The organism is Candidatus Igneacidithiobacillus taiwanensis (genome assembly GCF_031962545.1).
Taxonomy (GTDB): domain Bacteria; phylum Pseudomonadota; class Gammaproteobacteria; order Acidithiobacillales; family Acidithiobacillaceae; genus Igneacidithiobacillus; species Igneacidithiobacillus taiwanensis.
Window position 1 is genome coordinate 1 of sequence record NZ_JAVRKK010000071.1, and the last position, 11,234, is coordinate 11,234.

11 protein-coding genes are annotated in these 11,234 nt (G+C 56.7%); 1 reads left to right on the top strand and 10 read right to left on the bottom strand.

Features of this window, described 5'->3' with window-relative positions:
* On the top strand, positions 1 to 348 hold a 348-nt coding region (locus RTI30_RS09325), incomplete at its 5' end, for a DUF167 family protein (protein ID WP_312283691.1).
* A gap of 10 nt (positions 349 to 358) precedes the next feature.
* Here RTI30_RS09325 and RTI30_RS09330 read toward each other — a convergent pair.
* The 10 genes from RTI30_RS09330 to RTI30_RS09375 all read right to left on the bottom strand — a co-directional run.
* On the bottom strand, positions 359 to 673 hold the full coding sequence (locus RTI30_RS09330; protein ID WP_312263018.1) for an HU family DNA-binding protein: 315 nt from the start codon (positions 671 to 673) through the stop codon (positions 359 to 361).
* Positions 670 to 1,149 carry an NADH-quinone oxidoreductase subunit NuoB gene (locus tag RTI30_RS09335; protein ID WP_312263019.1) on the bottom strand — a complete coding sequence of 160 codons (480 nt, stop codon included), beginning with the start codon at positions 1,147 to 1,149 and terminating at the stop codon, positions 670 to 672. Before RTI30_RS09335 ends, RTI30_RS09330 begins: the two co-directional genes overlap by 4 nt.
* Before the next feature lie 22 nt (positions 1,150 to 1,171).
* A complete protein-coding gene (locus RTI30_RS09340) occupies positions 1,172 to 2,716 on the bottom strand; it encodes an NADH-quinone oxidoreductase subunit C (RefSeq protein ID WP_312263020.1) in 1,545 nt (514 codons plus the stop codon).
* On the bottom strand, positions 2,713 to 4,164 hold the full coding sequence (locus RTI30_RS09345) for a hydrogenase 4 subunit F (protein ID WP_312263021.1): 1,452 nt from the start codon (positions 4,162 to 4,164) through the stop codon (positions 2,713 to 2,715). Before RTI30_RS09345 ends, RTI30_RS09340 begins: the two co-directional genes overlap by 4 nt.
* Positions 4,161 to 4,838 (bottom strand): formate hydrogenlyase, encoded by a 678-nt coding sequence (locus tag RTI30_RS09350; RefSeq protein ID WP_312263022.1) that lies wholly within the window; start codon positions 4,836 to 4,838, stop codon positions 4,161 to 4,163. The genes RTI30_RS09345 and RTI30_RS09350 overlap by 4 nt, the downstream gene beginning before the upstream one ends.
* A 2-nt stretch (positions 4,839 to 4,840) precedes the next feature.
* Positions 4,841 to 5,767, bottom strand: a complete 927-nt coding sequence (locus tag RTI30_RS09355) for an NADH-quinone oxidoreductase subunit H (protein WP_312283692.1) — start codon at positions 5,765 to 5,767, stop codon at positions 4,841 to 4,843.
* A gap of 17 nt (positions 5,768 to 5,784) precedes the next feature.
* On the bottom strand, positions 5,785 to 7,773 hold the full coding sequence (locus tag RTI30_RS09360) for a proton-conducting transporter membrane subunit (RefSeq protein ID WP_312263024.1): 1,989 nt from the start codon (positions 7,771 to 7,773) through the stop codon (positions 5,785 to 5,787).
* Entirely contained in the window at positions 7,770 to 8,315 is a 546-nt protein-coding gene (locus RTI30_RS09365; RefSeq protein WP_312263025.1) for a helix-turn-helix domain-containing protein, read from the bottom strand. The genes RTI30_RS09360 and RTI30_RS09365 overlap by 4 nt, the downstream gene beginning before the upstream one ends.
* Positions 8,316 to 8,360: 45 nt before the next feature.
* Positions 8,361 to 10,622, bottom strand: coding sequence for a VWA domain-containing protein (locus RTI30_RS09370; RefSeq protein WP_312263026.1), 2,262 nt, complete (start codon positions 10,620 to 10,622; stop codon positions 8,361 to 8,363).
* Positions 10,623 to 10,636: 14 nt separating this feature from the next.
* Positions 10,637 to 11,234: CbbQ/NirQ/NorQ C-terminal domain-containing protein (locus RTI30_RS09375; RefSeq protein WP_312263027.1), on the bottom strand; the 598-nt coding region annotated here is incomplete at its 5' end.

Consider the following 11,234-nt stretch of genomic DNA (forward strand, 5'->3'; position numbering starts at 1 on the left):
ATAAATTCGAATGAATTCAAGTTGTTGATAACGAAGATGGCAAGGGAAATCTTTTTCTGGTGGGATGGAGAGACGCTGGTAGTCAATATTCTTGGCAAACCGAGCGCTTCTAAAGATGCGATTGGGAAACCCAAGGGAACACAACTCAAGGTTAGTGTAACCGCAGCGCCGGAAAACGGCCGCGCTACTGATCATATGGTACGTTTTTTGGCCCGCGAGTTTGCTGTTTCACCTTCGGCAATCGAAGTAGTATTTGGTAGGATGAGCGTCAATAAGCAGTTGCGGATTACTGCCCCGAAAAAATTACCTCCGGTATTCCAGATACAAGAAGATCTTTTTGATATATAAATATTTCTCATCATGTTGCATGGCCAGGATCGTCTCCTTGCGGCAATAGCTGGCGTTCTAAACGATCCTGAAAACCCTTTGCAGTATGGACGTATAGTTTAGCATGCGCCGGAATCAAAATGCGTTCATTCGTTTTAGGATTTCTGCCTTCGCGCGGGCTACGAAAAACTGCTCGCAAATATCCGAGATAACCTATTGGAGCATGGTCAAGTCTACATAGGCTTTCGGCAAAAATCTCCATTAAATTATCGTGAACATGTTCGGCTAAGCTGGGATGTATCCCCGAGCGTCGTGCCAATTCCTGAATAATCTCTGCTTTTCTCATGAGTCGACCTGATCGTTGCATAAAGCTGCCAAGGCTTCGAGAATTTGTTCCGGCTTTGGCGGGCAACCAGGGCAACGCCCCTGTACGGGGAGAATAGTCTCTGCTGGCCCAACGACTGCATAACTGGCTTTGAATACCCCTCCAGTACAGGCGCAGTCACCCAAGGCCAAGACCTTTTTGGGATGCGCCATGGCGTCGTAGGTGTCCTGCAGGGCGGCGGCCATGTGCCGCGACACCGGGCCGGTTACCAGGAGCACATCGGCATGACGGGGTGACGCGGTAAAACGAAGGCCAGCTTGTTCTAAACCATAATGAGGGCCATTCAAGGCCTGGATCTCCAATTCGCAGCCATTACACGAGCCGGCATCTACATGCCGAATGGTGGCACTGTGTGCAAATAATCCCGCGCTTTTCTGGTGCGGCGCAGACGCCCCTACCTTACCGAGACGCCAAGCTTCTTTCAGAATGCGGTACATACGTATTCTCCGAACATCGGCCTCATAGATCGTGACCGCTGTAGCTGAGGTTAAAGGACTTATTGATGAGCGGGAAATCCGCAATAATATCCTGTAGTACCGCCTCCTCCAGTACTGGCCAGAGGGACCAGGAGGGATCATGCGGATGGCAGCGGACGATTTTCCCGGCTTCCAAGCGCACGGCTATAAATACCTCGCCGCGCCACCCTTCCACCATACCCAGACCTTGCCCGAACGTCGGGAGCCTGCAAGAAGTTCGGTGACGACCCTCGGGTAGTGCGGCCAATAAGTCGTCTTGCCAACGTAAGCTGGTAAATGTCTCCGCAAAGCGCACTGCCCATCGGGCCGCCACATCACCCTCGGATGCCAGGGCAATCGTCATGGGAAAACGATCATACGGAGCAGGCGTCAGATGCACCCGCAGGTCCCAAGCTTGGCCGCTGGCGCGACCCGCGAGCCCACCCATTCCCCAATGAGCCGCCCGATCTGGTGTAATAGGACCGGTACCCACGAGACGATCGCGCAAGCCGGCATGCTCGCGCAGTAATAGTTCTAGACTTCTTAGCCGTTGTTGCCAACGCGCGCCACTCGCGCGTAGTCGCTCACAGTCCGCAGGCGAGAGGTCAAAGGCGACTCCACCAAGGCGGATCGTATCCATGAGGTAGCGGTGCCCAAAAATTTGTTCATTTTCCTGCAATAGCTCTTCTTTAAGCGCCATCATTTGCGTGAGGGCGAAGGCGAGGCCAGCATCGTTTCCCATTGCCCCCAGGTCTCCCAGGTGGTTGGCAATGCGCTCGCGTTCCAAGCAAAGACCGCGCAGAGCGGTGATACGCTCAGGTAAAGTGATACCGGCTATGTTTTCCAGAGCCATGGTGTAAGCCCAGGCATACGCCACAGTACTGTCACCACTTACCCGCCCCGCCAAGGTGAGGCCGCTCACTGGATCTAGTCCGTGAAACAGTCGCTCAACCCCTTTGTGGGTGTAGCCTAAACGTTCTTCCAAACGCAAAACTTTTTCTCCCAGGCAGCTAAATCGAAAATGTCCAGGTTCGATAGTGCCAGCATGCACAGGGCCAACAGGAATTTCGTGTACGTCTTCGCCGGAGAGTGTTGCAAAGGCATAATCCGCGTCTCCCTGAATACCCAAATCGGCTTGTGGAATCGGACCTCGCCGCAGGGGATAGAAGGAATCTGGCCAGGCTGCATGGCGCAGCCAGGGGCGGCCATCATCATTGCCCTGTGGGTGCAATCCTATTAGGTCAGAGATGGCGCGCTCTTGTCTTGACGCCGTGGGGAAAATCCCGGAAAGGCTGGGAAATTCTTCGGCGTTCTCGGGAAGCCGAAGACGACACCAAAGGCAGGCACTTTTCTGCAAAAACAGGGCGTGAATCTGGAAAGCACGATCACCCAAGGACTCGCCCCAAATTCCCAACAAACGCGCTCCCTGTTGTCGCAATTCCCGGGCAACGCTTTGCCAGTCTATGACGCTGACCTCGGCGCTGAATAGCGATCCACCGAGAGAAAAGGTTGCACCGACGCCGGCGGGGAAAACCGTTTCCTGGTTCATTGCAGTAGCCCGACGACGCTGTGCATCCAGCCATCCAAGGAGCTGGGGATCCAGATGCCCAAGGCCATAACCAAAAAGATTTGCACAAATGCCGGACGAAGGTCTTTGCCACTCAGGTTGACTCTCGGAGAATTTGGCACACCGTAGAGCATTTGCAGAAGGCGGGGCAGAATGGCGGCAAAAGCCGTTCCTAAGCCAAGAAGTAGCAGCGGGGTTATGAACCAAGCTTGCTGGATACTGGCGACAATGATCAGAAACTCGCTCAGAAAGAGTGAGCCTGGTGGCATGCCTAAAATTGCTAAAATAGAGAGAAGCAAAGACCAACCTATGGCAGGACGACGGGCAAAAAGTCCATGGAGATCTTCCAGCTCGCGGGAATGATTTTCCTGCACAGCGCGACCCACGGAATAGAATACCGAAGACTTGGCTAGGCTATGACCAAGCATGTGCAAGATCCCCGCGAAGATGGCGAGTGGTCCGCCCAAGCCAAAGGCAATACAGATGATCCCCATATGTTCTACCGAGGAGTACGCAAACAGCCGTTTCACGTCATGCTGGCGGAGCATGGAGAAGGCAGCCAAAAGCAAGGAGAGCAGTCCAAAAGCAAGGAGTAGACGCGAGGCAAACGCGGAACCCACGGCGGCATCGGCCAAGCTTTTGTAGCGCAGTATGGCGTAGAGCGCGACATTGAGCAGGAGGCCGGAGAGCACCGCCGAAACCGTACTGGGTCCGGCGGCATGGGCATCGGGCAACCAGCTGTTGAGGGGGGCAAGACCCACCTTGGTTCCATAGCCAACCAGAATGAAAACAAAAGCCAGGGCGATGACCGTACCATTGAGGCTCGCAGCATGGTGATGTAACGTCGACCACAACAAGGCTTGTGCCCCCGATCCCAATACCGGCTTCGCTGCAAAATACAGCAGTACGGTACCAAAAAGGGCCATCGCCAATCCTACTCCACAAAGAATGAAGTATTTCCAGGCGGCTTCCAGGCTTTCGCCGCTACGCTGCATGCTTACTAGCAGCACGGTAGAGAGTGTCGCGCCTTCCAAGGCGACCCAGAGGATGCCGAGATTATTGCTCAGTAGTGCCAAGAGCATGGTTGCCAAAAAACTCTGAAACATGGCGTGATAGAGGCGCTGACGCCCTATGCCAAAATGATGGTGCTGTACTTCTTGTTGCCAGTAGCCGGCGGAAAACCAAGCAGTCATCATCCCCACCACGCCATTGAGCATCACCAAAATCAAGGAAAACGCATCCATGCGTAACTCCTCTCCCATCGCCGCCAATGGTCCTTGCTGCAGGAAATCTGTTGCTGCTACTACGCTGAGCAACAACACAAGAACATTGATGGCGACGAAGAGCCAACGCCCTCTGCGACCATCGCCCCAAAGGGCGAGGATCGGTACTCCGGCAAGTGCTGAACCCAGGAGCCAGAGGAGGATCATTGATCCTCCCGCAGACGCTCTAGCCAGTGAAGATCCAGGCTCTCGAAGCTTTCACTGATGTGAAAGAAGAACACGCCGAGGATGACAAAAGCGATCAGGGCATCGAGGGCAATACCAAGTTCTACGATCAGCGGCATGCCTAGGGTGGCGCTGGTAGCGGCAAAGAACAAGGCATTATCCATGGCCAGAAAACCCACCACTTCGGATATGGCCTTGCGGCGGGTAATCATCATCAAAAACGCGAGGAGAAAGGCGGCCAAGGCGATGCTGAGCATGCCGTGCGTGACTGCGGGCAAAGCGCCGGACAGGGGCGCGGCCAAGGCAAAAGCAAAGATGACAAGAACGATGCCAATCAGCTGGGTGCTCGCCACATTCAAGCTCATTTCGACGTCGCCACGCACCTGCAAGCGTCGCAGGAGACGATGGAGCAAGGTAGGAACCAAGAGCCCCTTGAGCGCCAAGGTCAGGGTTGCCGAAAGCCAAAGTAGACGATCGCCCGTGAGGTAGGCGACCAGAGCGGTGCTCAGGGCCAGGGTGACCCCTTGCCAGGCCAGCAGATGAATCAAGCTCAAAAGCCGTCGTTGAGCGAGAAGAGCGAAGCTGAGCAGCAACATCCAGGCCGCCAAGAATTTCAGCAGGGAGGGCAGGGAAAACCAATCCATTGCCAGATGCATACTCAGGCTCCCAACATAAAATGTGTCAGCAAGCCGATCACGCCAAACAGAAAAGCGCTGGCGGCGAATTCCGGCACACGGAAGAGGCGCTTCTTGGCGAACAAGGTTTCGACAAGGGCGAGGATGGGCGCCGCGAGGAAGAGTTTGCCCAGCAATGCCAGGCAGGCTACCAAGAACGCAAGAGGGCTCGCATGGTCGGCAATTCCCCATGGGAAAAAGAGGGCAATGCCCATAGCAACATAGAGGAGGAGTTTTACCTGCGCCCCCCATTCCAAAAGGGCCAGATGCCGACCGGAATATTCCAACAGCATGGCTTCATGGATCATGGTGAGTTCGAGGTGGGTGGCTGGATTATCGACGGGAATGCGCGCGTTTTCGATCAAGAGCACCAGAAAAAAGGCAGCAGCGGCAAAGACCATGCTCGGATGCAGAGAGAACATCGCTTGCTGGGCATGCAGGGCAATTGTGCTGAGCGACGTCGACCCTGCCAGCAGGGAGGCGATGAAAAAAGCCGTCAGCAGGGCCGGCTCGGCCAGGGCCGAGACCAGCATTTCCCGATGAGCACCCAAATCAGCAAAGGCGGTACCCGTATCCATAGCCGCCAGAACCTGAAAAATACGGGCAACCGCGAGCAGCCCGACCAGGGCGATAACGTCTGCTGTGCGTGCCAACGGAAGATTCAAGGCGATTATGGGAACCAGAGTCAGGGCCATCACTTTGGTACCAAAGAGGATGTAGGGACTAAAGCGTAAGAGCCAGGACGAGCCCTCGGGGAGAAGAGACTCTTTATGAAAGAGTCGCCGCAGATCGCGATAGCCTTGCCCGAGTCCTGCCGGTCGCCGGTTCTGCAACAAGGCGCGGAGCGTGCCGAGCCATGCCGCAAAGAGGGGTGCGATGGCTAGGGCCAACAGTACCTGTATACTTTGCATTCCCCAGGCGCCCCAATTCATCGGACGAGTACCAGGAGAATGACCAACGTCAGAAAGGCATAGAGAAGATACGAAGTGATTCGGCCACGTTGCAGGCGTAGCGCCTGACGGGACAAGGCATTCGCCAAGCGTTGCACGGGTTGGTATAGGCCGGACCAAAAAGGGTCAACGACCTCGACTTGCAATTCCCTATCTGCCGACTGGGGAAGAATGATACCGCGGTGGACGGGTTGGAAAATGCGCAACAACGGTTGGCTAAATCCCGTCGGGCTATCCTGCATCCGCGGAGTGATAGGTCCCCGAAACCCGCAGGCCCAAACCGGAACGCGCCGAAAGGGGCGACCAAAACGCCACCACACCAGCAAAAAGGTCAAAACAGTGGCAAGCACAATTCCGATCAAAAAGGCGCTGGGCAGATAACTGGCTCGCTCCGGGGATATCGGTGTCAATCCCCAGCAACTCTGTCGCCCCAGTCCACTGGTATGCAGCAACAGGAGATTTACCTGTTGCAAGGCATTCACGGCAAAACCCGGAAAGAGTCCCAAAAGAATGCAACCCAAGGCAAGGAAGGCCATGGCGAGACGCTCCCAGAGACTTGCTTCGTGCGCCCTGTAGGAACTACGCACCTGGCCGAGAAAACTCAGGCCGAAGGCCTTGACGATGGCAAAGCTAGACAGGGCCAAGACCAGGACGACACCGGCGGCGGCAAGTGGGAGAATCGCCTGCAGAGCCCCCGAAGCCATTTGTGGCGCCAGGAGGAAGGCCTGCAATAACATCCACTCGGAGGCAAAACCATTAAGGGGGGGCAGTCCGGCAATGGCAAGCGTGCCGATGAGCATCAACAGCGTGGTTTGCGGCATCACCCGAATCAGACCGCCCAAGCGCCCCATATCGACGGTGCCCGCACTATGGAACACGCTGCCACTGCCCAAGAAGAGCAACCCCTTGAAGAAGGCATGATTCAGCGTTTGCAGAAGTCCGGCGGTCAAGGCCAGCGCCGCCAAAGTGGGAGCATTGGCGGCGGCAAAGAGCCGTGCAAGCCCCAGAGCGACCAGGATCAGTCCCATATTCTCCATGGAGGAATAGGCCAGCAACCGTTTCAGGTCTCGCTGCAGAGTAGAAAAGAGCACGCCGAAGCCCGCCGTGAGCAAACCCACTGCGAGCCAAATCAAACCCCAGGAGATGCCCGATGGGGGTAGGATTACCCAGTCGATGCGTAATAGGCCATAAAGGGCGATCGGGAGCATAGCGGCACTCATGAGAGCAGAAACCGGAGAAGGTGCGGCCGGGTGCGCCTCAGGTAACCATATGTGTAGGGGCGCGGCGCCCAGCTTCGCTCCAAATCCGAGCAGGGTGAGCAGGTAGATGACTTGGGTCTGCCAGGGCGTATGGATGCGCTGCGCCATAGCCGAAAAATCATTACCGGATAGAGGGTTGCCGTTACTCAGCAAGGCAAAGGCAGCGAGCAAACACAGGGCTCCCAAATGGGCGATGAGCAGATAGAGGTAGGCGGCTCGCCGCGCCGTGGGCGCCTGGGATTGGACGAGGATCAAAAAACTGGAGCTCAAGGCCATCGCTTCCCAAGCCACTAGAAAGCTGTAAGCATTATCGGCCAGCAGGACAAGCGCCATGGCCGAAAGAAAGACCGGTAAAGGAATCAGAACCCGCTGCAGTTCCGCCTTACCGAGGCTGCGAAAATACCCCAGGGCATGCAGGGATGCGGCGACCCCCACCACCCCCAGAATCAACAGAAAGAAAGCCGAGAGGGGATCGAGCCGGAACTGCCAGAGAATCCGGGTACCAATGCGGAGGGTTGGGGAATGGCCGGGACCTTGCAGCGCTAGGTAAGCGCTGACCAGCCAGAGCAGGCTCATACTGCTGGTGGTCAGTAGCGAGCCATAGCGCAACCAGGAAGGACGCGGCGGCGGAAACAGTGCGCCCATGCTTACTAGCGGGCCAAGAGCGGCGGCCGCCAGGGCAAGTGCTACCGGGAGGGCATTGTTCATTGCGCGACGACGATGAGCAATACTGCAGGTTTGCGGCCAACATTGCGCCAATTATGGGGCTGTCGTGGATCGTAGTAGACCGCGTCCCCTTCTTCCAAGGTATGCTGGTGGTCCTGCTGTTCAAATTGCGCCTGGCCGGTAATGAGCATGGCGAATTCCTCTCCATCGGCGCTGGTGTATGGGTGCTCCCCACATTCGCCGCCGGCATCCAAGGTCAGTAGGATGGGTTGCATCTTTTTGCGGGCAAAACCCCGTGCCAGGGGCTCGATGCTGGCATGAGAGCCGGCGCTGTACACCCGTCTCCGCTCCTTGGCGCGTACGATGATCGGGACGGGACCGTCTGTTGGCTCATCGAAAAGGGTGGCAATGGGTACCCCTAGGGCATTGCAGATTTTTTCCAGGGTGGCAATGGACGGCGAGACTTGCGCTGCCTCAATCTGGGAGATCGAGCTAGGAGAAACTCCTGCGAGTTCAGCGAGGGAACGCAGCGAGAGTTGGCGCTCTTCGCGGATCTTTTGCAATTGACGGGCGAGTTGGTCCATGGAGACGAATGTACAGTATTCCGATCAGTATGCGCAATATACTGGTCAATGGGTAAGGGCCAGGAACAATTGCGGCAGTCGTTCTGGCAATCGTTCGATGTGATCGATAACGGTGAACTGGCGCCCAAAAATGTTGCCCACGTAGGCATCGGCCTGTGGGTCGAGGCTGATGCAGTAGGAGTAAATCCCCTGTTGATCGAGTTCTTTTACCGCTTGCCGGGCATCGGCGATCAGTTGTTGGGGTGCAGTAACGTCTACGTCCGCTGGAGCGCCATCGGTGAGGACGAGCAGCAGTTTCTTCTCGGCCTTGCGGGCGCCCAGATACTGACCAGCGTGGCGCATGGCCGCCCCCATGCGCGTCGACCAGCAGGCCTGCATACCGGCCAGACGCGCTTTCACCGATGTATCCCACTGCTCGCCGAACCCCTTGATGTGGGCGTAGCGCACCTCATGGCGGGTGTTGGAGTGGAAACCAGCAATGGCGAAGGGATCCCCTAGGCTCTCGATGGCCCAGGCGAGCAGGGAAACCGCCTCCTGACTCAGTTCCAGCAAGGTTTGCCCCGTCCCGGCGACGGGATCGTTGAGGGAATCGGAGAGATCGAGCAAGAGCAGTACGGTAATGTCCCGGTGATGGCTGCGATGGCGGAAATTGATGCGTGGGTCCGGTTGGGCGCCACTTTTGTAATCGATGAATGCGCGCAACGCGATGTCTAGATCCAGTTCGCTGCCATCCTCCTGGTAGCGCACCCGCTCCTTGTCCTGGGGTTTGAGTAAGTCAAAGAGCCGCTGGAGTCGTTTCGCCAAAACCGCATGGCGTGCTAGCAAGCGGTCGATTTGGTCGGGGTTTCCACTGGGATGCAGTTGGTCGTAGACGCTGACCCAATCGGGTCGGTAACTCTGGCTTTGGTCATCCCATTCGGGGTAATGACGAGGCGGTAGCGAAGAGGCCTCTTCGGCGTGTTGGGCGCGGGGGCTGTCTTCGAGGGATTCTTCTTCATCATCCGGTTCGATAAAGGTCCAGAGGTGACGATTGTCGTCTCGGTAGTCCACCACCGTGTCGGTAAAATGGACCTGGGCAAACTGGTCGCTAGGAAGTCTGGTGCGGGTAACAAACTCCAGCGCCAGGGCCGCCACTTCTTCGGTGCTACTAAGCCCTTGCGCCAAAAATGCTTGAAACCTTGCGACAACTTTGAGGATGGTGGAATTGTTGTAGGTGTGCTCAGGGTCCAGTAGGGCGCGGGACAGCATTGCCAGGCGATGGCGCAGGCAGGAAGTGGTTTGGGAGTCGCAGGCATCTTCTCGAGGCATCGGGTGCAGGCGCAACAACAGCGCACGCAGGCCAGGGTATTCGCGGATAAGCAAGGTGTCGATGCGGCAGTCTTCCAGACATTCCACCGCCAGGCGTTGAAACGGACTCCAGTTATCGGCAATGAGCGGGCGACTCCAGCGACGGTGTCCGACCATATGCGCAAGGGCAGCACGATAGCGGTCAATACCCGCCACGTTGTGCGCATCCTCGTAGACATCGGGCAGGCGAAAGCCGAGAGAGTCGAAATACGGCATAGGCTGTCGTAATTGATGGAAGGCGGTGGAATAGGGGATGAGCTGTGCGTCGTCCTGCCATAATCCACGCAGATAGAGGTCCAAACGCCGTTCGATATCGGCGAGCAGGGTCCCGTGTCGTTCTCTCTGTAATACCGCTCGACTGTCGGCCGACTGCAGCCCGAAGTAGTCCTTTTGCCGATCTGGATGATTGGCATAATTGTGGATGCCATATTCTACCCAGTTGGCAAGGCCCTCGAGACTGACTTGTTGCAGTAGCGCCGGTGCTTGGGCGAAAAATTCCGGGAGGCCACTGCTCGGAATAGTGGTTTGCCGGCCATGGATGGATCCGCTGGTCTGTGCCTGTAGTCGCATCGCAATCTGCAAATAGCTTGCTAGTAGCTCCTGCGAACGCAATCGTTCTGCCACCGGGGCCAAGGTCTGCAGTAATCCGGTAATGTCGCGGCCATTCGGCGACTTTTGTAGGCGGCCAATAGCATCAGTTACCGCATGCAGGGCGTCTTCTCCAACTGCCTTGGCAACGCCAGGCCATTCTTCAAGAAATACGAGCATCGGCTCGGAACCGCGCCCGAGTTTACCAATTTGGCGCGCCGCTTCGAGGTAGTCGAGCAGCCCTTGGGGACTGAGTAGCGCCCGCGCCTCCTGCCAGAGATCGGGAAAGACTCGCTCCACTTCGCTGAAGCCGGTATCCAGGCGCGCCCAGGCGCTTGCGAGGGTATCTTCTTCGTTGGATGGGTGCGGCACGTTGAGCCCGACTTCTAGGCAAAGGTGGCGATGATGGCATGCTCCAGGGTAGCCCGGATATCGGCATCATCGGTGATGGGGGCTGCCAGGGCCATGCGGCAAGCATCTTGGGGGGCTACGCCATCCTCAATCAATGCGGCGGCGTAGACGAGCAACCGGGTAGAAATACCCTCGTCAAGCCCATGGCCTTTGAGCCTTCGCGCCACCGCACCGATCTTGACCAATTGCTCGGCGATGTCCGGAGCTACACCAGCCTCTTGCTGGAGGATGGTGGCTTCGATCTCAGGACCAGGGTAGTCGAAGTCAAATGCGGTAAAGCGCTGCTTGGTGGAAGGCTTGAGATCTTTTAGCAAGCTCTGATAGCCCGGATTATAGGAAATGACCAGCTGAAAATCGGCATGGGCATGGACGAGTTCTCCCTTTTTGTCCAAGGGTAGAACGCGCCGATGATCCGTCAGAGGATGAATCACCACGGTGGTATCTTGGCGTGCCTCGACAACTTCATCAAGGTAGTGTATGCGTCCACCACCTTTGGCACTGTGGTAGATGTTGGAGGAGGAAGGATAGCGGTGGTTTCTGTCCGAGTCGATGGTGTGGCCGTTCGGCGTTGTA